Consider the following 20,456-nt stretch of genomic DNA (forward strand, 5'->3'; position numbering starts at 1 on the left):
AACTGCAGCATCAAGAAACGTCTAGATATCACACGAGTTCCAATTGATCAATTCGAAATCACATGATGATAACAAAATCACTGGCGCGCAGGTGCGCGCAGCGCGTGCGCTGATCCGTTGGAGCGCAAAAGATCTCGCAAAAGCAGCCGGAATTGGTGTTGCAACAGTGAGCCGTGCCGAAGTTGAGGATGGAGTACCGTCAATCACGAGTGCAAACTTAAGGGCAATCCGCCAAGCTTTGGAGGCTGTCGGCATTGAATTCACCGCACGCAATGGCGGTGGTGTCGGCGTGCGTTTTAAGAATGACGAGCAGTAGTCTGTTTAAATAGAGCAATGCTCTGGAGCACGGGGCCATGTTAGGCTGGAGCCAAGCAGAGCTTGCAAAGGCAGGCAACGTTTCACGACAGACAATCGCTGATTTTGAACGCGGGGCACATATGCCCATCGGCAACAATCTCGCGAGTATGATTAAAGCTTTTCCCTCCCACTTTGCAAGTGTCATGCTACTGCGAACAGTCGATAAGAAGATTACACAGCAACAGGCAACACAACCGGGCAACTGCAATCAGTAGCCCGGCGCGAATCCATCGCTGCCATCATGCAGCGATTAAAGTCGCCGTGGGGCCAAAAAACTCGTAATGAATTCGGTCAGGTGCAATGCCTGCACGCGATAAGCCGCCTACGAAAACCTCCAGAAATGGCTTAGGGCCACACAGATAGAAATCTGCTTGATCAAATGGAGTATTCTCCTTCAGCCATGGAATGGTCACGAAACCTGTGAAATCGTGGGTTTTGCCGAGTACATCGCCTTCGCACGGGTCGCTATAGAATGTCGTAACGGAAATGCGACCATGCTGTCGAGCCAAAGCATGAACATGGTCGTTCATTGCATGCGTGGTACTGTTCATCGTGCCATGCACGTAATGGATTTCAAGCTCACTGTGATGATCTGCAATGGTTTCCATCATGCTCACCATCGGTGTCAGTCCGACACCGCCAGACAGGAGGATAATCGGACGCTTTGGTGCGTCAGACAGGAAGAAGTCTCCAGATGGCGGTGTTGTCTCCAGAACTGTCCCGATTTCGGCATAGTCATGAAGGAAACGCGAACCACCCTGCCCATTGGGCTCGCGCTTGACTGAAATACGATAATATTCGCCATTGGGCGCGCACGAGATCGAGTAATTGCGTTTCAAGTCAACCTGGTCGGGCGCATCAAATCGGAATGTGAGATACTGGCCAGGCCTGTGGCGCAGAACTGCTTGACCGTCGACGGGACGCAAAATCAGAGATGTGATAACTTCGCTTTCCCGTATCTTTTCAGAGACAACGAACGGACGCCATCCGCTCCATCCACCGTCAGTATGGGCGATCTCCTCGCGGATCACCTTCTCTCGTCCCTTCAATATGTCAGCCAGAAACCAGTAGGCTTCACCCCAAGCGGAGAGAATTTCTTCCGTCGCTGCATCACCAAGAACTTCGGCAATCGCTCCGATAAGGGCGGTAGCGACGTAGGGATAATGCTCGGGTAGGATATTATATCCTATATGTTTTTGAGCAATGCGTTCAACTACCGGTACCAACGCTTCAAGATTATCGATGTTCTGTGCATAGCCCAAAATAGCGCCTGCAAGCGCTTGTACTTGCGAACCGCTCTTCTGATTGGCCTGATTGAAGAGGGCGCGGATATGCGGATCTTGAAGCAGACGGCTATACATGTTGCTCGTTATCGCCGGGCCGTGCGCCACAAGTGCCGGCACGCTCGCTTTGACAAGCGCGATTGTCTCCGCACGCAGAGTTTTTTGCATCGGGAAGTCTCCTTTTGGACGTTGGGGGATCAGTCGGCGAGCACGGGCTTATGATTGTAGAATTCTATCCGCATTTTCATCATGCCAATCGGTTCGACACGATGCGGTTGTTCAGGATGGATAATGCCCGGATTTCTGGAGGTCAGGATCAGGGATAGCTTCGCTTCATCCAAAACGTGGTAACGAACGGTCCCCTCAAGAACACGGATGACGCCCCAAACACCTGACTTGGTTCTATGCTCACGGAGCAGGGCATCCGGCAGGGTATCAGCGTCGAAAAGGGGCGTTGACCGGTATGGCGCCGAAAAGCGCTCGTGATGAAGCGTTGCGCGCCCGATGGCTACTTTCAATGTTTCAGCGATGCGCCGTGCCTTGTCCTGAATTGCATGGGCCGACTTTTGTGGAAGCATTTCGTCCGTTGTCAGTGTCCACAATGCCAGCCAGCGGTCGAACATTTCTGGCGAAATCTGTTTGGCATGCACCGCGTGCTTCATGGCGGGATTGCCTTTATAACGTCCTGTTGTGAGCATTACCGATGACCAGAAATCCGCCAATTGAGAAAGGTGCCCGGGCCAATCTTCGATGGCAGCGTTGAACACGGGCCCAAGTAGGGCGTCCTTCCGCACGCGATCGTAAAACACCTCGAGCAGATTCGGCAGTGCAGCCTCATCCATAATCGGCAATTGGGTCATGATGCCCTCTAAATCATTCATTTGATATGCATCTATTATAGCGAATAATAATATGCAATAGAAATACATCTTATTTTTGCGGACGTAATGACGCGACTCCGGGGGCTCTATGAAACTGACGCGATATACCGACTATGCAGTTCGGGTGATGATACACCTCGGCTCGCGAGATGGCGGGCTATCTTCCATAGCGGAAATCGCTCGCGTTTATGGCATCTCGCAGAATCACTTGATGAAGGTTGTGCAAAATCTGGTTCGTGACGGGTATGTTGAGTCCGTCCGCGGGCGCAATGGTGGAATACGTCTGAGTCGGCCGGCAAGGGAAATCTCTTTGGGCAAACTTGTCCGCCATACAGAGGGTGGCTTCAATCTCGTTGACTGTTCCAGTTGTATGATTGCCCCCGCCTGTGGCTTGCCTGGTATTCTCTCGGAGGCAACAGCGGCTTTTATAAATGTGCTCGACAAATATACAGTCGAGGATTTGCTCGGTCGGAGAAACGACCTGCGTCAACTGTTCTCTTTGGCATCTTGAAATACAGCAACGTCAAATCCCGGTGTCCGACTTGCCTCGGGTCAGGAAGTGACCATAGCATAACCCGAGGAGCTGTTTTGCCAACCACTCTGCATAAGCCCTCACATCTATCATCGGCACGATAGCGCTAGACTAAAGTCTGACGATGAGTTCGAGGAGAAACGCTATCCACTACTACTGACCCGCCGCCTTCCACGGTAATCGCAGATCGGTTCGACCTTTGGGAACCGTGAAGGCCGTTTGGGGGGGTGGGGATGTCGGTAACAAATCCTAGTCGCCAAGATCTGCTCAAATGCCGCTTGGGCCACGAGGGGTGACAGATTATGCTCTGTGATGAGACCATCTTCGTCTATTTTACCGCAGACCACATGTTCAGTCTCACCGGCACAAACCGAATACCGTAGAAAAAGCCTCTCGCCATGATGGTGTATGCCAATCACTTGGCGCTGCGCGGCACCGGCAAGGGTACTTGGCACGGTATCGGACAGAGGCGCTGGGTTATGCTGAACGAGCGAAACCCGCATCATGCACCGACTCTGCGGGTGGCATTTTAACGGTTCGAGATGGAGCGCTTCCTTCACGAAATTTTCAATTGGTCACCCGCATACTTTCAGATAGCCATCTCTTGACTTTCAATTAGTCGCGGCCATAATTTCAAACGGTCACCAAGGAGCAAGCTATGGCGATTTACCCGAGGTTTGTTGAGCAACGGATCAACGACGCGACGCTGGACACTCGCGTGGTACTGGTCACCGGTCCCCGGCAAGCTGGCAAAACAACGCTTGTCAGGAAGATGGCCCATGCCGAGATGGATTATTACACGCTCGACAACGCAACGACCTTGGAGGCAGCCCGGCGCGATCCGGTAGGATTTATCCGGGGTATGGATCGGGCTATCATCGACGAGATTCAACGCGCTCCCGAATTGTTATTAGCGATCAAGGAAAGCGTTGACATCGACCAGCGGGCTGGACGCTTCCTCCTGACGGGATCAGCCAATCTCATGATGCTTCCGCGTGTGGCGGATTCGCTCGCCGGGCGAATGGAGATCGTTCAGTTGCTTCCCCTTGCTCAAAGCGAAATCAAGGGGTCAAGCGGCAGTTTCCTGCGTGACGCTTTCCGAAACGAAGTTAAAACCGGCGATCCAGTCATCGGAGATGACTTGATAACCGCTCTTCTCGCAGGCGGATATCCCGAGGCACTGGGACGCAAAACTCCGTCGCGTCGGCAGGATTGGTATGTCGATTACCTCCAGGCGATCGTGCAGAGAGATGTTCGCGATGTCGCTCAAATCGAGCAGATTGCCCAGATGCCCAGATTATTACGCATTCTTGCCGAGCACTCCGGGCAGCTTGTAAATTATTCCGGAATCGGTGCAGCAATTGGAATGAACCACATCACGACACAGAAATATGTTGGCGTATTCGAGAACCTGTTCCTCGTTCGAACTTTGCAACCCTGGTTCTCCAACAAACTGAAACGTCTCACAAAAACACCGAAAGTGCATTTTCTTGATTCCGGCCTTTTGGCATCACTTCAGGGCTTCTCGTTTGATCGATTAAAGTCCATGCGGGGACAATTTGGGCCGTTACTCGAGACATTCGTTTTTGCTGAAGTCCTTAAACTTGCAGGTGCCGGGGAGGAACGCTTTGAGTTTTCGCATTTTCGCGACAAAGAGCAAAATGAGGTCGACATCGTCATTGAGGACAGACGGGGACGGATCGTCGGCATCGAAGTCAAGGCAGCAGCCACTGTCTCGAACTCGGATTTTTCAGGATTGCGGAAGTTGGCAGACGCATCCGTTGATCGGTTTGTTTCGGGTTTTGTCTTGTATGATCATCATACAGCCATTCCATTTGGAGACAATTTGCACGCAATGCCTATTTCGGCACTTTGGCGCTAGTCCAGTTATAGGTGTGATCCAATGACCTGAGAACGATGACGGCATCCATTTAGGTCCAAGACCAAATGTCATGATGTGCCCAAAAACCGTTTTAGCGTGGCGCCGCTGTAGGTCCTTATCCCCTCAATCGCCGCACCATGATGACGTCGTCAATTTCCCTGTCATGATCCAGTAGTCCGCTGGGGATCCGGCCGACCTCGATAAAGCCGTGCCGATGATAGAAGTGCGACGCCGCTAAGTTCTCGACGTTGACCGCAAGTTCAAGCTGCCAAATCCCCTCTCCTCTTGCAAAATCGACGACCGCGTCCAGAAGATTTCCGGCAAGAGTTGTCCCACGAAAGCTCGCCCGCACATAAACCATGACGAGCGTGGCGCGATGGGCCATCTTTGCCGGGTGCTGGCGCAACAACCCCATGACACCGACAGGTCGGTCTTCGTCAAAAGCGACAAAGACCGGATCGTGCAGTCGCTGACGCCAGTCCCTATCAGAAAGAACTACCCAATCTTCAAATCGGCTAGCAAACGAAGCAGGTTCACAATGAAGCGCTTCCAGGCGAATGCGCCGGAAAATTTCAATCTCATCAAGGGAAATGCGCCTGATCAATATTTGCTCGGCACCCACGATCGATTCCTAAAAAGGTGAAGGGTATCTCCTAAGGAAAATTCCAGCTTAACCAGATACTTCTGACATATAGGGACATTCTCTTCACGGGCGTTCCAATCAGCTTTGAAACGACGAGTGTCAGGCCCATTGCCACTCCGGGGAAGCAGGGTGAATCGCTTGGGCTGTGATATAGGTCGACAATTCGGCCCAAATTGAATCGCTGGTAAAACTGGCGAGGTTCCCGGACGCCTCTTCCAACGATCTGCTGGCGTATTGTGCAGCCACTTCGAATGTCGCCCCATCTTCGATCTCCAGAAATGGACAGCCGTCTTTTGGCCGCAGGACGCGGTGTCCCCACATTCCAGGGTGCTCATCAGCACGCATCGCGTCAATCAGATCGCAATCGTTTGAAGCAGCGAGAGTGGTGGCAACAAGATACCGCATGAGGGGATAATATACGACCTGCCGGCATCCACCGAGAACACGAACGCCCGGCAAGATCGACGTCACCAGAAATGTCATAAGCAAATTTGGCACCAGTTTGCGTTGGCGTAGTGAGGTTGCAATGCATACAGGATCGAACTTCACTTTTAAAATCGAGTTGGATCCGCCTGATAGAACGCCTTCCTGCAAACGCAGGGGAAATATCCTGCCGTCCTCCAAGCCCCAGAAAAAATCCGTTGTTTGGCGTACCCACCCTTTCCATGGCCCGACGTTTAACTGGTCTATCGCGCGCAGTATGCTTTCCGCGAAGAGGCCATCGCCGGAAAAACGAGCCGACAGCCACGATGTGGTATCCTCGAAATGTTCCGCCACAAGGTCGGCAACATCGATATCATCAAATTGCAGCAATCCGAGAGACGCAGGAAACGATCTGCGCCACAGAATCTGATTGGCAGCTTTGATCGCCTCGGCTGCTGACGGAAATTCCACGTTCGGCAAAATAGCCTTAAGCCGAGCGACAGCGGCGTTGGTGGGCGTACCATTTTGCCCGGACAGGGTGAATCGATACGGCCCGTTGAATCCACAAACACTGTGAGGGTCCATCCGGCTTCGCGACAGGCCGAAAACGTTCACCGCCTCGCCGCCGAGCGAAAGCCATCCGGGACCTTTTTTTGATTTTTCGATGAACTTCACCGTCGAAGAGCTGTAGCAGATGTGCCACGGGCGGCAGTGGGCGGTCAGGCCGAGTGCGCTGAACAGGTGCGTATAGAATGCATCCGGTTCTATCAGCAAATGACAGTGCGGGCCGCTTTGTACAACCGGCGAAACCGCAATTTGCCGGCTTGCGTGCTCGGCATCATCCTCGCTGGCTCCTGACCTTAGCACAATGCGCGCGATAAACTTCTGAAACCGGATCATCGCGTCGTCGCGGACGGAACACCGACCGCGTGCGCCTTTATCATAAACTGCATAGGCATAGTCCTTGAGCGGACGCGTCCAGAAACGACCAAGGGCGGGCAGGAGAAACGACAACGCCTGCCTGACCTCCTTTGCAGCCTTAGGATCGTAAGTGGCACTCGACAGCTTTCTGCTCATTTCTGGTTACTTTCGCATGGAGAATTACCGTTCACATTTCACCGCCGATCGGCTGTGGTGCGCGCCATGTCCAGGTTGATGGCAGCGGATCCTTGTCGTCGTTTACGAGGATGCGCGGCAGTTGTTCATAGCAAAACTCTGACGGCAGGGCCGGCTGGACCATCGAAGTGACAAAATCGCGTACCGATCTTAGGGAATTGGATGAGACGATGGTGTAGAAATTTCCACTGTTCCACGTGACGACAGCATAGCGGAAGTGCGATTGAAGTGCCGCTCGCGTCGTCTCAAGATCGACCTGGAGGTCTTTCATCGTATCGAGAACATCGCGCTTCTTTTCGACAATTTGCGCCGCGGAGAAAAACCTGGATTTGAATACCCCGTCCTTCTGGCGCTCACGCTCAAAATAGACCTGAGGGTTTCGGTGGGTAATTTTCTGCACCTGCACCAGCACGCCATTTGGCCTCACCCGAGGCCCTATGAAGGCTGTTTGACTGTCCCGATCCGGGCCGTACATCTGGAAAGTCGTATCTTCCAACAGCACATCATACCCGTCCCTGAAAGGCTCAAGAGTTTTATCTGTCGCATACCGTTCATCGTCCAGTTCGAAGAATGGCCCATGGTAAAAGTGAGCATCGCTGCTGCCTCTTCGCGCAAAAAAACAGTCCCGATTGCCCTCTGTAGGGCTGCAGTTGAGAGTTTTCAGACGCCCGTCCCCGAGCTTCGCCAATGCTCTTGCAAGGGTGCCGGCACCTGCCCCCAGGGTATAGATTGCGGCAGCACGTCCATTGCGCGCCCACACTTTCTGCCCAAACAAGAGGATCGCCGCAGCAAGACGGCACTCCTCTTCGAGCCGAAAGGGAATGCTTGCAAAATAATGACTGTCGAAATGCCCCCACAAACGCCGATGCGTGTCCCAGAACATCATGCAGTCGAGATCGAACGAGAGTAAATCCATAGCAGGCTCCGGTCTGCCCAGATCCGGGGCTCCTTCCAATCCACTTGCCGTTCTTTCGAAAAAGGTGGCGAACGAATTAATCCGCGGAGCCCTCCGCCAGTTCTCAATGGTCTTTCTGTCCACCATGGCGCTGTCCTCGCTATCATGCCAAACGACAGGTGCCGCCCGATCCAGTCTTGGAAACAGCCCATTGCAGGGGCTCTTGCGGCTATCCGTGATTGCGTAGAACTGATTGATGAAGGGCGTCCGTGCAATCTATCGATTTCGACAGATTGACTTGCGATCTGGAGTTGTAAAAAACACGCCAGAAGAATTCGGAAAGAACATATGCATAGGTGGTCAGGTCTGGATTATCTCAAGAAAACTTGCCCTTGCGATAGCCTGATAGATCGTCGCGGCATTAAGTTTGCGTTTGGCTGATCTGAGGTAAAGACGCACCGCACTTTCCGAAATCTGCAATCTCGGAGCAATGCGCTTTGGGACGAGACCGCGCGCCAGGAGTTGAAGACATTCCTGTTCCCGTCTGGATAGTTTCTGGTAGTCGCTGGTTTCCCGCAGCTCCGTCACGGAAAGCACTTTCTCGTGCAGATATTGGGAAAGAACCTGAATATCTTGGTTGCTCCACATGCGTAATTTTCGCCACTCGGGCCTCGACAGGTTCGACGTTGCGGAAAAGAGACTGCGTTCGCCGCCCGGACCTCTGATCGGAACCGTCACGCCATGCCTGCCGATATCGAATGAATTCGCCTCTTTGAAAAAGTCCCGAACCCTTGAAGATCGTCGATCAAGATTTGACCAATCGACCGGGAGGAAGCCGGTGCGGCTAAGTTCGATAATCGGGTCGATCTCGAAATAGTTGTTGCGAAGATAAAGAGAGGTCCATTCGTCTGGATATGTTGTGCAGCAGAAGGGGTAGCTGTCTGCCCGGTTTGCGGGGCGGACCACCAAAAAGACCAGGTGAGTAAATCGGTAACGGTCTCGCATATTAGCAATGGCGACATTCAAATCCGTTTTGCTGCTTACCCTTTGCAACATCGCCAACGACCATGACAGTGGCGACTGTTGTTTATTTTCCATTGAATTCCTTTCGAAAAGTGTGCCGAAATTACAGGTTTTCTTATGTTCGAGGATCTGCTGTACTCGCTTGGTATTCACTGTTGAACGATCGCGGTTTCACCGTGACCCCGTGGGGATGCAGTCTATTTCGTACCGCCGATTCCGGAGAGATCGACGCGCATCGCTGCCTTGTTAGGGTCGTTCCCGGCGTCGACGTCTGTGCGTGCACTATCCCGCCGCTGACCGCTTGTATCCTCCCCAGGCACGCTCGCAGTCTCCTCTTCTTTCGGCATGGCCAGCTTGACCTCGCCCGGATCTGCCGCACGGAAGACGGCCGTCCCCTCGAAATAACCGGTCTGCCATGCGATGATCGCGTCCTCGAACGCCTCTTCGACGGGATTGCCGTACCATTTGGTGACGATGCGGTAGACCTTGGCGAATAGCGTCGTTCCCATGCGGATATTCGCGCAGCTATCGACCAGATCGGGCTTGATTTCGGCGGCCCCCTTCACTCCAAGACCTGCTGGAAATTGTGTGATGCCGACCCGGACGACGGCGGCGTTCCCCACATAATGCCGGATCAGTTCCATCGCCTCGTCCGGTGTGGCCGGTTTTGGAACGAGAATGACGCGGTCGCCAGATCGGACCGTGACCGCAAGCGGATCGGAAGATCCGGCCCGCGCGATAAAGCGTTCCATGATCGCGGGTTTTAGCGACGGATCGCCACACTGCTGAATAAGGGCTGCGTCGACCATCGCGATATTCTCCTCTTTCTACATGTTGAATGCGGTGACGATGCGAATACCGAACAGCCGCGCCCAGGCGCTCGTGCTAGCCCGCTGGATGGCGACGATCGAAGTGCCGGCGGTCCACCAGCCATTTCCAGTTGCCATGATGAAGTCGGGCGCGTGCAGCATCGACTGGATGATGGGCCAGACAATGAGCTGCTCATAACAGATCAGCGGCGCGATCTTCTTGTCCTCCAGCTCCACCATCGGATTGGCGAAAAAATGCGCGCGTGCACCTCCGCCCTGCCCTGTCCAAGCGATCCAGGGCTGCCACATGGAGACAGGCACCGGCATCCGTTCCCGGTAGAGGACGCGAGCCTCTGCACCGGACATCGCGACCATCACATTGTCATAGCCTTCCTGATTCACGATCGCCGCACCGGCGATCACGGTGACGTCGATGCAATTCAACCCGTCCCGCCAGAGCCGATCGACGGTCGGCGTCCAGAAGCCAAGCGTACTCTCTGGCAGAACCACAGCGCGAGCGCCGTCATCCGCTGCGGAGCGAACCGTTGCGATCATTTTACGATGCTGGTGGAGCGTGACGTCGCGGCCGAGCGTTCGGCCGTGTCGGAGGTCAATGCCGTTCCATCCCTCCGGTAGAATCGGCGGCGTCCACGTTGCGGCGGACCAAAGCCAAAAGGCGATCATGGCAATGGTGGCAGCCAGCCACCATCGCGTCGTCATGACGGTAAGGCCGGTGGTGGTGACCGCGAGCCCCAACCATCCCCAACCGGGAAACAGCGCGCCCGCAGCCGTTACCGGATGCGCCCAGCCGACGACACCGAACGGGGGGACTGCCATCAGCACGGCCGCCACTAAATACCGCAGTGCCCTCCCTCTTCCCGGACGCTTTGTCCAGAGTGCAGCATGCACGATAACGAAAGAGTATGAAGCTACGATCCAGAGCAGAAATCCCGGCCAGAGATCGGCGGCGTAGAAATTCGCGACGCCCTGCGGCAGGCCGCGTGACGCTGACAGAAAATATCCCGCCGACACAAGGCCGGCGATCAAGCGTGATCGCGCATGCGCCCAGAATGCGGGAAACAGGAGCGCAGCCGGAAGGGCAAGAACATAGCCGCTCCAGCCGCCCGCTCCGATGACGATCGACGCGGCAACGAGGATCGCGTCATGAAGACGATCAGGGATCGAGGACAAGGACCGGGCGGGCAAAACCAAGCAGGCCATCGACCGGCACCGGCCCGAAATATCGTGAGTCATAGGAGCTCGCAAAGGATGAGTGGAGAAAGACAAATCCGGACGGAACGACACCGCCCGGAAACGGTGTGACCGCCCGACCCTCGCCATCGTTCTTTCGGACGGTCGAGTTAACCAGAGGAGTGCCATCGATAGTAACGTCGGCGCCAACCTCGACATGCTGACCGGAGTGAGCGACGACCCTCTTGATCAGCGGCGCGAAGCCCCCTGGGCACAGGCCGCGCCTGAGATAGCCGCGCTCGAGCGCGTTCTGGAAGAATGCATTCACGGGCGGGCAGGCGAATACCAGATCGCCGTTCTCAACCGGCCGGTTCATTGTGACTATGCGCCACAGTCCGAGCGGTTCGCTCGGGGTTATGTTGACCCGAAATCCACCAAACCAGGCTGCACCAGCGGCCACCGAGAGGCCGAGGGCGGCGATACCGATGAAGGTGATGGTGCACTGTCGTCTCATTGCTTCGCTACCTGGCTCTGCCGTTGCGACAAGTGCAGTTTCTCGGTCTGCTTCAACGTCTGGGCGGTGCGCTCATGGGCGGCGAGTTGCTGCACAGTGCGCATCACCGGCCATGCCTTCACAAGTTTCTCGCGTTCCGTGGCAGCAAGCCCCGCCGCCGCCTTGTCGAAGATGCTGCCGGAGGGATTGCGCGCTGCGTTCACCAGGAGGGTACGCTCCCCGAACCGTTCCGCCACGGCCTTGCTGACGACGTCGATTTCGGCCTTGATCTCACCGTTGCTGATCGCATAGCCGACGGCTGCCGACAGATCGTTGCGGTCTATGGCGTCGCGGACCCGTTCCAGCACTGTTAGAGCCGCCGGCGAGAGTGCCGGAATGTCGATAGAGAAGCGATGGCGCAGCGTCTGTTCTTCTTTCCTTAACCGCTCTTCCGCCGCCTGGCGCAGATCCACGTAACGTTCGATGCCGCGCTTCAGCGCCGGCACATTGACCTCAGCGATGCGGCGCGCTTGCCTGTCGGACCTTGAGGCGAGCATGCCCGTCTTGCCGCTGAGCGGTCCGAGGGATGCGGGTGCGGCGACCAGACGGTCAAGCGTCTCCCTTGCAGCCTGCCGATCGGTGAGGACCGCGTTGAAATCCATTGCCCGGAAAGCGGTTTCGGGATCGGCGAAGACATAGCGGAAGCGGATCGAAACCTCCTCCCATTGTTTCTTGACGGCGGGATCGGCCAGAAGTTTCTGCTCCACCGTCTCGTCGAGTGCAGTTGGGTTGAGAGGGATGCCGGCAACCATGGGCTCGATCTCCTTTCTGGTCTGGGTTTTGCGAATTTCAACAAGGCCAAGCCGTTCACCAACACTGCGCAGGCGCTGGACGAAATCGGTCAGTTTCTGCTTCTGACGTACGGTCCATTCGAGGCGGTCATGAAGCAGCGTGCGGGCAACACGAGCGATCTGCAGACCGCGGTTGTCTGCGAAACGGAGCGCCTGTCGGTAGAGTTCGTTGCGTTCGTAATCGAGCGTCGTCTCCTTGACTGTACGACGCGACAGGATGGGCACCAGACCGCCGGCTTTCGCGAATGAACGGGTACCGTAATAAAGTGCCATATCCTCGCGGTGGCGGGTCATCGCTACATAGATCAGGTGACGGTCGAGGGAGAGCGACGCGAGCACTTTCACGCGGTCGACGGTCGACCCTTGAGACTTGTGGATCGTCGTCGCGTAACCGTGGTCGATAGTGTTGTAGAGACGCTGTTCAATCGTGACCCGTCGGCGCTGATCGCCTTCCCCAACCTCGGCAACGAGGCAACTGGGTGCAGCCTCGACGACACGGGCGATCATGCCGTTCTTCACGCCGAGCGCGCTGTCGTTTTTCAGGAAGACAATCTGGTCGCCGGCATCGAAATTGCGGATACCCTCTTCCGTCCTGAAAGCGTATCCTTCTCCGACGATGCCACGTTCGACCAGCTTAGTGCGTGCCAGCTCGTTCAGCTCGCGCACGTCGCGGCGAAGGTGCGCCAGGATCAACGTGGTCTTCGCCCGATCGTATTCGTCATTCCAGTCGGCAATCAGCCGCGCCACGGCGCCTGCTTTGAGCTTCTCGCCGATGATGCGACCGTTGCCTTCATATGCCTTGATCGCCTCGGCAACGCGCCCCCGGGCGAGGGCGAGCGAGGCGGTCCGCATCCATTCCTCACGCTGGCGATAGATGGTCTCGAGCTCGGCGTAACCGATGTGGTTGACGATTGCCCGAAAGGATGCGCCCGCCTCGATCGGCTGAAGCTGATCGGGATCGCCGACCAGCACGAGTTTGGCCCCAGCCCTGACCACCGCTTCGAGGAAGGCCGTCATCTGCTTCGAGGCCACCATGCCGGCTTCATCGAGGACGAAAACACTCTTCGCGTCGAGCGTGTTGCGGCCCTCGCGCCAGCGCAGTTCCCACGACGCAAGTGTGCGACTTTCGATCCCGGCTTCCTTTTCGAGACCCTCGGCCGCCTTGCCGGCAAGCGCACCGCCTAAGACGCGATAACCGGCGGTTTCCCAGGCCTCGCGAGCCGCCTTCATCATTGTGGTCTTGCCGGCACCAGCGCGACCGACCACAGCGGCGATCCGGGCATTGCCCGTCACATGTTCGATCGCCGTTCTCTGCTCCGGCGAGAGGCCTTCATGGCGTGCGAATGTCGCTTCGAGAACCTGTTCCTTCAGGCCATGGCTGTCTCGTTCACATAGCCAGATCGAGCGCTTCGCCATCTCGGCTTCGAGCCGAATCAGCTCCCGCGTCGTATAGCGGGCATGGATACGCTCGCCGGTCGCAAGGTCGATGGCATCGCGATCGATGCGGAGCAATTCCCGGCTCTGGAGAATAGCCGCCATGACTCGGCGGAACGTGCCTATATCGTCGATATAGCGGTGCAGGACTTTGGCGATGTCCCGCTCGTCAAAAACGCTCTTTTCATTCGAAAGGAGGTCGAGAATGATCCCCGGCCGCTTCATGATCCGGGCAGCGTTTTCTTTTCTTTGGGCGTTATGAAGGTCGATCCTTTCGAGCGATGGCTCCCATCCTTGTGTTTGCGCCTTGCGCTGGATCGCCTTGGCGCCAACGCCGATATGGGCGGTCGGAATGAGGTCAATCCCCCGTTCCGCATAGGAACGCCCGTCGACACGCATGTCGAAACCGCGTAGCGCCAGATGCTCGTTCTGCAGGTCGAGCCAGCGGTTTCGCTGCTCCAGGAACTCCTTTTTCTCCCCGGCCCAGAGGCGATACTGGATTTTGCCGCGCTTGGTGCGCACCGGCTGGCCGTCCTCGCCGATCACGGCAATCTTCTTCGCTCCGAAACCCTTCTCGGTTAAAGGCCTCAGCGTCGTCATAAGATGGACGTGGGGATTGCCCGGCTCGTCATGATAGACCCAATCGGCAACCTGTCCGCGGGACAATACCTGCTCGAACACAAACTGACGCATCAGCACAACGTTCTCGTCTCTCAACAACTCCACCGGAAGCGCGATGATGAACTCCTTGGCGAACTGGGCATCCTCACGCTTCTCGAAAGCTTCGACGCGGTTCCAGAAGGATTCCGCCGCTCCAGCAACCGATCGGTCAGCGATCAGTGCCCTCGCCCATTCAGGCGCGTCCGGCGGAAGCAGGAACTCCTCATGGGCGAGATTGCCCTTGTTGGAATAGTCGACGGTCTGGCCTTCAATATCGTAAGTCATCTTCGCGCAGTGCCGGTAGGCAGCTGACAGCACGGCGCTACGACCGTTGCTGCGTCCGATGAGCTGGGGCGTGAAATGCGTGATGGCCAAGGCGAAATGGTCTCCAGACGAAAAAACAATCACCATGTTCGGCTGGAGTCCGGTTGGGCCGGCGCAAGGCGTCGCGACAGCGACGTATTACTGCGCCCTTGGAACCGCTCCTTCGGAACGGCCGGGATGATCTCTCAAAGCGTCGGCTTTGCCGACTGTAGAATAAACGGGGATGCGCTTTGCGCCTCCGTGGTGAATCCTTGGGCTCCAAGCATCGCTTTGTCACCCAAGGAGATCCATCCGGAATGAAAAAACCATCCTCGAAGATCAGAGAAGAAATCGCTCGCCTGCAGGACCAGTTGAAGCAGGCGGAGACGCGCGAGGCGGAACGCATCGGCCGGATCGCGCTAAAGGCGGGCCTCGGTGAGATCGAGATTGATGAACCGGAGCTGCAGGCAGCCTTTGAGGAGGTCGCCACACGATTTCGCGGAGGCAAGGCCGGTTCGACCGGAGGGAAGAAACCGGCAGGCCGAAGCCCCGCAAGCACCTTACCGCCGACGATCCCGTCTGGCACGGTTCAAGGCAGCGCTGGCGAGGCTTGAGCGGATGAAGCGTTCTACTACATCCGCGGCTCGAAAAAAGGATACCCGCGAGAAAATCGAGCTCGGCGGTCTGATCGTGAAGGCCGGAATGCGCTACGAGAAACGCGCGCTCTTGCTCGGTCTGCTGATCGACGCCAGCCAACGTCTTCGCTTCAATGAACGAGAGCGCGTCCGCCTGACGGAGATCGGCACGGAGGCGTTCGGCTATGACGGTGAATAGGCTTCTGCTCGCAGCAATTCCCGCAGCGCTGATGTTCACGGCGATATTCGTAGTGGCAGGAATCGAGCATTGGCTGGCCGCATTCGGAAAATCCGATCAGGCGCGCATGATGCTCGGCCGTACCGGCCTTGCCTTACCCTATGCAACGGCTGGCGCGATCGGGACCATCTTTCTGTTTGCAGCCAATGGCGCAGCGAACATCAAGGCGGCCGGATGGAGTGTTGCAGGTGGAAGCTTTACGACGGTTCTCGTCGCCGCGCTCCGCGAAAGCTTCCGTCTTGTCGATCTGTCCAATAGTGTGCCACCGGGTCAATCGGTCCTCGCCTATGCGGATCCGTCGATCATCCTCGGGGCGTGCGCTGCGCTGTTTGCCGGTATCTTCGCATTACGGGTCTCGATGAAGGGTAATGCCGCTTTCGCCAAACCCGCGCCGCGCCGCATCAGGGGGAAGCGCGCCATCCATGGCGAGACCGAATGGATGAGTATGACGGGGGCGGCAAAGCTGTTTCCAGAGGCGGGCGGCATCGTCATCGGCGAGCGTTACCGCGTCGACCGCGACAGCGTGGCAGGCGTCGCGTTTCGGGCGGATACGCGCGAAACATGGGGTGCTGGTGGCAAGGCACCGCTGCTTTGCTTCGATGCAACATTCGGTTCGACGCATGGCGTCGTATTCGCGGGATCGGGCGGTTTCAAGACGACATCCGTCACCATTCCGACAGCGCTTAAATGGGGTGGTGGCCTCGTCGTGCTTGATCCGTCAAGCGAGGTCGCGCCGATGGTGATCGAGCACCGGCGCAAGGCCGGTCGAAACGTCATCGTGCTTGATCCGGGCAATCCTGAAACCGGCTTCAATGGGCTCGATTGGATCGGTCGGTTCGGCAGTTCGAAAGAAGAGGACATCGTCGCCGTAGCAACCTGGGTGATGACGGACAATCCGAGGCAAGCACCTGCCCGTGATGATTTTTTTCGCGCATCCGCCATGCAACTCCTTATCGCCCTCATCGCCGACGTTTGCCTGTCCGGTCACACGGAAAAGAAGGACCAAACGCTGCGGCGGGTTCGCGCCAATCTGTCCGAACCCGAACCGAAGTTACGCGAGAGACTGACGCGTATCTATGACCAGTCGGCCTCAGATTTTGTCAAGGAAAACGTATCCCCCTTCATCGCCATGACGCCCGAGACATTTTCGGGTGTTTACGCCAATGCGGTGAAGGAGACCCACTGGCTGAGCTATCCGAATTATGCCGCTCTCGTATCGGGAAGCGCATTCTCAACGGACGACCTCGCCGCTGGCGAGACGGACATTTTCATCGCGCTCGATCTCAAGGTGCTCGAGGCGCATCCCGGACTTGCCCGCGTGGTGATCGGCTCATTTCTGAACGCGATCTATAACCGCAAAGGCAACATGAGCGGGAGAACCCTGTTTCTCCTCGATGAGGTGGCCCGCCTCGGTTATCTGCGTGTCCTTGAAACCGCGCGCGATGCTGGACGCAAATACGGCATCACACTCACCTTGCTATTCCAGTCCATCGGACAGATGCGCGAAGCCTATGGCGGCCGTGACGCGACATCGAAATGGTTCGAGTCGGCATCGTGGATCAGCTTCAGCGCCATCAATGACCCGGACACCGCCGACTACATATCGAAGCGATGCGGCGACACGACGGTCGAGGTCGACCAGTTGAGCCGATCGACGCAGATGTCCGGCTCCTCGCGCACACGCTCCAAGCAGCTTGCGAGTCGCCGGCTGATCCTGCCGCAGGAGGTCATGCGTATGCGCGCCGACGAACAGATCGTGTTCACTGCCGGCAACGCACCGCTCAGGTGCGGCCGCGCCGTCTGGTTCCGGCGTGAGGATATGAAATCGGTTGTCGGCCGAGAGAGGCTTTTCACAGGGCGAGATATCAGCGCGGTGAATCGATAGCGCCTGATCGATTCATAAAAGTCGTTGGACGCGGCTTCCGAAGGAAGCGAGACTCGTCCTCATGTCTGACGAAACTGTCCGTCCTGTCCACCTTCGCCGCATCGATCCCACACACAACATGCGGCGCTTCTACACCTTGTCGATCCAGCCAACACTATTTGGCGGCGCCTCGCTCGTTCGCAACTGGGGACGCATCGGCGCGAAAGGGCAATCGATGATGGTGACCTTCGACGAATCCGCTGACGCGGGTCACGCGCTGATCCAGCTTGAGCGAGCTAAAAGGAAACGCGGGTACTGCGATGCTGGTGTTCGGCGACGGAAGTAACGTTGGGCGGCTGCCAACGCCCTTATATGTCGACGCCGAATTAGTTCACACGAGCCACATCCTCGAGCGGCACCACCTCGTAGTCGTCGAACATGACGCCGTAGTCATCCTCCAGACGTCATCAAGGATAAGTCCAGTTCCGTCCGGCCAGATGACGATATCGTCATGATGCAGGTGATTTGCGCTTGGGCAGCCGATGTTCGTTATCCCGGTCTCCACTTGATCGTGGCCGTTCTCTGATAAAGTCGCTGCGGGCCCCACCTTCGCTGGCGGGGCCCTCGGAGCGATGGCTCAGTCCCGGTTTGGCCGGGACCAGATGAGCTGCAGGCCTTCCTCGCCTTCCACCTCGATCAGAGTGGCGTAGATTGGAGCGGGAAAGCTAGGGTCGTCCAGCTTGACCGAGAGGTAGTCGCGGCCCTCGTTAGAGACTTTCTGCCAGGCGGCCCCCAGTTCGACACTACCCGAGTAGATGCGGAAATGGGGACCCTTGTCGGAGGGGTTCTCGACGCGGGCCAGCTTGGCCTTGACGTTGAGGTTCAGAGTCTTGATGGCGCCGGAAAAGCCGTTGCCCATAGAGGTGAAGGTGCCGATGGTAGCCATGTGTTTCATTCCCTTTTGTTTTCTCGGGCCGCGCCCATCGCGACCTCGATGACGGTCGGCCGACCGAAGGCGATCGGCCTGCACCCTGCAGGGGCTGGAACGAAGTGGAAGGCGGCCGGAGGGACTTTCTTGGGCCGCGAGGAATGGCGGCGCAGCCGGCAGGGGAAGAAAGTTATGAAGGCCGTTGCTGGGACAAGATCGAGGGACCGCTAGAGCGGGATCGACCTTCGGTCAGACCAGTCACATCGAGGACGCAGATGGACGTCGCCTCTTGTGGAAACGGGAATGAAGACCGGCTTTCCGTCGTCATCGCCTCATCGCCATAAAACCGTGATCTGCTCGACCGACCGATCGTTGCAACGATAGGCGGCCTCCACGACGACAAAGACCCAGCAGGCAGAGTCGCTCTCACGCCCAGACCTATGGCAGAACGAAACCGCCTCGGCAGGATGGCAAAGTGGGCGCTCGACGTCACTCATCCGGCTGACCCGGACATTGGACCAAAGCCACCACTATGGCGTCGATTCAGCAGAACGCGGGTGCTCACGGCGTATCCGGTTCCACTTCAACCGGAATCGGCTTCACCGTGTAGGCGATTGCACCGCGGGGTACTCGCTGGACGAAAAGTCCACGGGCTACATCTGTGTGCCATAGAGCACACGCGAGATCTGGATCATATCAGAGGTCAGGACATAGGCTGCGATATATAGTGTTCAGTAGACGACTAGCCCCGCCGGTGCCGGGCAATCGGAACGAAGAGAACCGTCGTTTGCGGCCGCAACGCCAGTGGATGACGGCGGTGATGGACATGGCCTCGACGACGACTTACATTTCTTGGCTTTGGAGGCCCTTGTGCACGCGAAGAGGCTGGCGCCCAAAAAAGACGCCAGCCTCAATGGTGACAGATCGGGCGAAGCCAAAGCTTCGCCCGTTTGCCGTTAGCCGAGGGCTGCCATCTGGAGATCGGCCGCTTGCCGGCTGATGGCTTGGCCGGGGTTTTCGGGCTGGCGCTCGTAAGGCTTCCAGCTCTCGCCGACGATGTGCTCGTAGGCGGTAACGGCGCCCTCGGCCGCCATGCGCAACCCATGTGCCTGGAGACCCATGTCGGCGGCGAATTCGCGCTTGCGCTGGGCGTTGCTGTCGAAGCCGACGGGGCCATCGAGATCCTCATTGCGGATATCGTTGGCGAGTTTGGCCGTGGCATCCTTCGCCTCAGTGACGGCCTTCGAGTAGAACTGGCCTGCCCCGTAGGCGGAGCCGACATAGGATCCGACGATCCTTTGCAGATGGATCTGCATGGCCTTGTCGGAAAGCCCTTCGGAGAGGGTATCGGCGCCTTCGATCAGGCTGCGCTCATGGAAGTCACGGATGCCGTCACTGTCAAGGACAGGAAGGCCGAAGCTCTCGGAAATAAGGGCGGCCTGGTTGCCATCCGGGCAGCAGAGCCGGACCATTTCTAGGGTCGTGCCCTTGCGAAGCTGGAGGACGCGGGCCTTGGTCTTGGTGGAGCGGGTTGAACTGGACATTGAGCTTACCTTTCTAGGAATGCCCTTCAGGTGATCCGGCCCTTGCCGGTCTTCCCTGCGGGTGCGGTCAAACAGAACCGGCGGAAGCTGGACGCTTCAGGGTCCGGGACCTGCCAGGCGAGCGAGGTCGGCTTGCGAATAAGCGGGGGCCAGTCCTTCACTGGCTCGTGCGAAGGGCGCGGGTCCGGCCTTGCCGAGATCGGCGGGTTCCGGCCGCTCTGCGGCGCGTCAGCGGCCTTGAAGCGGCCAGCCGCAGGTTCAGACCGCAGCAAACCCACCGGGAAGACCGGCAAGGGATGATCACGAACATTGGCACCCGGAAGGATAGGCGCCTATTCCGCCTCACGTCGCCATAAAGCCCCATGGTTGCCGCACTAGCGTGTGGCGCCTGCGACCTGATGACGGTAGGCCGCTCGGCGCGGATGTCGCCACCTCCGCATCCATACTCGATCTTTGGCACTGGCGGCCGCC

General features: G+C 57.3%; 20 protein-coding genes. 8 read left to right on the forward strand and 12 right to left on the reverse strand.

The window, feature by feature from the left end; translation table 11 throughout:
• Positions 1-43 precede the first annotated feature (43 nt).
• A complete protein-coding gene (locus PMI41_RS02740) occupies positions 44-316 on the forward strand; it encodes a helix-turn-helix domain-containing protein (protein ID WP_008121544.1) in 273 nt (90 codons plus the stop codon).
• A gap of 37 nt (positions 317-353) precedes the next feature.
• Positions 354-572 (forward strand): helix-turn-helix transcriptional regulator, encoded by a 219-nt coding sequence (locus tag PMI41_RS24530; protein ID WP_008121546.1) that lies wholly within the window; start codon positions 354-356, stop codon positions 570-572.
• Between the two features lie 24 nt (positions 573-596).
• Here the strand turns inward: PMI41_RS24530 and hmpA are convergent, their stop codons facing one another.
• Together hmpA and PMI41_RS25375 are read right to left on the reverse strand one after the other, a co-directional pair.
• Positions 597-1,808, reverse strand: a complete 1,212-nt coding sequence (gene hmpA / locus PMI41_RS02750) for an NO-inducible flavohemoprotein (RefSeq protein ID WP_008121547.1) — start codon at positions 1,806-1,808, stop codon at positions 597-599.
• Positions 1,809-1,837: 29 nt separating this feature from the next.
• The gene (locus PMI41_RS25375) at positions 1,838-2,500 is read right to left on the reverse strand and encodes a DUF1971 domain-containing protein (RefSeq protein WP_008121549.1); all 663 of its coding nucleotides are present in this window, start codon (positions 2,498-2,500) and stop codon (positions 1,838-1,840) included.
• A gap of 109 nt (positions 2,501-2,609) precedes the next feature.
• Here PMI41_RS25375 and PMI41_RS02760 point away from each other — a divergent pair, with 109 nt between their 5' ends.
• Together PMI41_RS02760 and PMI41_RS02765 are read left to right on the forward strand one after the other, a co-directional pair.
• Positions 2,610-3,032, forward strand: a complete 423-nt coding sequence (locus PMI41_RS02760; protein WP_008121551.1) for an Rrf2 family transcriptional regulator — start codon at positions 2,610-2,612, stop codon at positions 3,030-3,032.
• A 679-nt stretch (positions 3,033-3,711) separates the two neighbouring features.
• Positions 3,712-4,935 (forward strand): ATP-binding protein, encoded by a 1,224-nt coding sequence (locus tag PMI41_RS02765; RefSeq protein ID WP_008121555.1) that lies wholly within the window; start codon positions 3,712-3,714, stop codon positions 4,933-4,935.
• Between the two features lie 115 nt (positions 4,936-5,050).
• Here the strand turns inward: PMI41_RS02765 and PMI41_RS02770 are convergent, their stop codons facing one another.
• The 8 genes from PMI41_RS02770 to traA form a co-directional block, all read right to left on the reverse strand.
• Positions 5,051-5,557 carry a GNAT family N-acetyltransferase gene (locus tag PMI41_RS02770; protein ID WP_008121558.1) on the reverse strand — a complete coding sequence of 169 codons (507 nt, stop codon included), beginning with the start codon at positions 5,555-5,557 and terminating at the stop codon, positions 5,051-5,053.
• 120 nt (positions 5,558-5,677) lie between these two features.
• Positions 5,678-7,078, reverse strand: coding sequence for a hypothetical protein (locus tag PMI41_RS02775; RefSeq protein ID WP_008121560.1), 1,401 nt, complete (start codon positions 7,076-7,078; stop codon positions 5,678-5,680).
• 31 nt (positions 7,079-7,109) lie between these two features.
• Entirely contained in the window at positions 7,110-8,159 is a 1,050-nt protein-coding gene (locus PMI41_RS02780) for a class I SAM-dependent methyltransferase (RefSeq protein WP_008121562.1), read from the reverse strand.
• 213 nt (positions 8,160-8,372) lie between these two features.
• Positions 8,373-9,110: a LuxR family transcriptional regulator gene (locus PMI41_RS02785; RefSeq protein WP_008121564.1), complete on the reverse strand. Its 738-nt coding sequence runs from the start codon at positions 9,108-9,110 to the stop codon at positions 8,373-8,375.
• Between the two features lie 122 nt (positions 9,111-9,232).
• Entirely contained in the window at positions 9,233-9,844 is a 612-nt protein-coding gene (locus PMI41_RS02790; RefSeq protein ID WP_008121566.1) for a TraH family protein, read from the reverse strand.
• Positions 9,845-9,862: 18 nt separating this feature from the next.
• Entirely contained in the window at positions 9,863-11,065 is a 1,203-nt protein-coding gene (locus tag PMI41_RS02795) for a conjugal transfer protein TraB (protein WP_008121567.1), read from the reverse strand.
• On the reverse strand, positions 11,019-11,549 hold the full coding sequence (gene traF, locus PMI41_RS02800; protein WP_008121568.1) for a conjugative transfer signal peptidase TraF: 531 nt from the start codon (positions 11,547-11,549) through the stop codon (positions 11,019-11,021). The genes PMI41_RS02795 and traF overlap by 47 nt, the downstream gene beginning before the upstream one ends.
• Positions 11,546-14,848, reverse strand: a complete 3,303-nt coding sequence (traA, locus tag PMI41_RS02805; RefSeq protein ID WP_040853559.1) for a Ti-type conjugative transfer relaxase TraA — start codon at positions 14,846-14,848, stop codon at positions 11,546-11,548. The genes traF and traA overlap by 4 nt, the downstream gene beginning before the upstream one ends.
• 245 nt (positions 14,849-15,093) lie before the next feature.
• On the opposite strand from traA, the gene traC reads away from it, so the two are divergent.
• From traC to PMI41_RS02830, 4 genes are all read left to right on the forward strand, one after another.
• Positions 15,094-15,390, forward strand: coding sequence for a conjugal transfer protein TraC (gene traC / locus PMI41_RS02815; RefSeq protein WP_008121570.1), 297 nt, complete (start codon positions 15,094-15,096; stop codon positions 15,388-15,390).
• A gap of 4 nt (positions 15,391-15,394) precedes the next feature.
• On the forward strand, positions 15,395-15,610 hold the full coding sequence (locus PMI41_RS02820) for a type IV conjugative transfer system coupling protein TraD (RefSeq protein WP_008121571.1): 216 nt from the start codon (positions 15,395-15,397) through the stop codon (positions 15,608-15,610).
• Positions 15,597-17,534: a Ti-type conjugative transfer system protein TraG gene (traG, locus tag PMI41_RS02825; protein ID WP_008121572.1), complete on the forward strand. Its 1,938-nt coding sequence runs from the start codon at positions 15,597-15,599 to the stop codon at positions 17,532-17,534. The genes PMI41_RS02820 and traG overlap by 14 nt, the downstream gene beginning before the upstream one ends.
• A gap of 61 nt (positions 17,535-17,595) precedes the next feature.
• Positions 17,596-17,859, forward strand: coding sequence for a WGR domain-containing protein (locus PMI41_RS02830; RefSeq protein WP_008121574.1), 264 nt, complete (start codon positions 17,596-17,598; stop codon positions 17,857-17,859).
• A 291-nt stretch (positions 17,860-18,150) separates the two neighbouring features.
• Here PMI41_RS02830 and PMI41_RS02835 read toward each other — a convergent pair whose 3' ends face one another.
• Positions 18,151-18,459 carry a DUF736 domain-containing protein gene (locus tag PMI41_RS02835; protein WP_008121576.1) on the reverse strand — a complete coding sequence of 103 codons (309 nt, stop codon included), beginning with the start codon at positions 18,457-18,459 and terminating at the stop codon, positions 18,151-18,153.
• Positions 18,460-19,397: 938 nt separating this feature from the next.
• The gene (locus tag PMI41_RS02840; protein WP_008121577.1) at positions 19,398-19,985 is read right to left on the reverse strand and encodes a hypothetical protein; all 588 of its coding nucleotides are present in this window, start codon (positions 19,983-19,985) and stop codon (positions 19,398-19,400) included.
• Positions 19,986-20,456: the final 471 nt, after the last annotated feature.

The sequence above is a fragment of the Phyllobacterium sp. YR531 genome (assembly GCF_000282595.1).
Classification (GTDB): Bacteria; Pseudomonadota; Alphaproteobacteria; order Rhizobiales; family Rhizobiaceae; genus Phyllobacterium.

Bases quoted from the DNA above. Each gene is read 5' to 3' on its own strand.
- PMI41_RS24530 (WP_008121546.1), top strand. From the start codon at position 354: ATGTTAGGCTGGAGCCAAGCAGAGCTTGCAAAGGCAGGCAACGTTTCA.
- hmpA (WP_008121547.1), bottom strand. From the start codon at position 1,808: ATGCAAAAAACTCTGCGTGCGGAGACAATCGCGCTTGTCAAAGCGAGC.
- PMI41_RS25375 (WP_008121549.1), bottom strand. From the start codon at position 2,500: ATGACCCAATTGCCGATTATGGATGAGGCTGCACTGCCGAATCTGCTC.
- PMI41_RS02760 (WP_008121551.1), top strand. From the start codon at position 2,610: ATGAAACTGACGCGATATACCGACTATGCAGTTCGGGTGATGATACAC.
- PMI41_RS02765 (WP_008121555.1), top strand. From the start codon at position 3,712: ATGGCGATTTACCCGAGGTTTGTTGAGCAACGGATCAACGACGCGACG.
- PMI41_RS02775 (WP_008121560.1), bottom strand. From the start codon at position 7,078: ATGAGCAGAAAGCTGTCGAGTGCCACTTACGATCCTAAGGCTGCAAAG.
- PMI41_RS02780 (WP_008121562.1), bottom strand. From the start codon at position 8,159: ATGGTGGACAGAAAGACCATTGAGAACTGGCGGAGGGCTCCGCGGATT.
- PMI41_RS02785 (WP_008121564.1), bottom strand. From the start codon at position 9,110: ATGGAAAATAAACAACAGTCGCCACTGTCATGGTCGTTGGCGATGTTG.
- PMI41_RS02790 (WP_008121566.1), bottom strand. From the start codon at position 9,844: ATGGTCGACGCAGCCCTTATTCAGCAGTGTGGCGATCCGTCGCTAAAA.
- PMI41_RS02795 (WP_008121567.1), bottom strand. From the start codon at position 11,065: ATGGCCTGCTTGGTTTTGCCCGCCCGGTCCTTGTCCTCGATCCCTGAT.
- traF (WP_008121568.1), bottom strand. From the start codon at position 11,549: ATGAGACGACAGTGCACCATCACCTTCATCGGTATCGCCGCCCTCGGC.
- traC (WP_008121570.1), top strand. From the start codon at position 15,094: ATGAAAAAACCATCCTCGAAGATCAGAGAAGAAATCGCTCGCCTGCAG.
- PMI41_RS02820 (WP_008121571.1), top strand. From the start codon at position 15,395: ATGAAGCGTTCTACTACATCCGCGGCTCGAAAAAAGGATACCCGCGAG.
- traG (WP_008121572.1), top strand. From the start codon at position 15,597: ATGACGGTGAATAGGCTTCTGCTCGCAGCAATTCCCGCAGCGCTGATG.
- PMI41_RS02830 (WP_008121574.1), top strand. From the start codon at position 17,596: ATGTCTGACGAAACTGTCCGTCCTGTCCACCTTCGCCGCATCGATCCC.
- PMI41_RS02835 (WP_008121576.1), bottom strand. From the start codon at position 18,459: ATGGCTACCATCGGCACCTTCACCTCTATGGGCAACGGCTTTTCCGGC.
- PMI41_RS02840 (WP_008121577.1), bottom strand. From the start codon at position 19,985: ATGTCCAGTTCAACCCGCTCCACCAAGACCAAGGCCCGCGTCCTCCAG.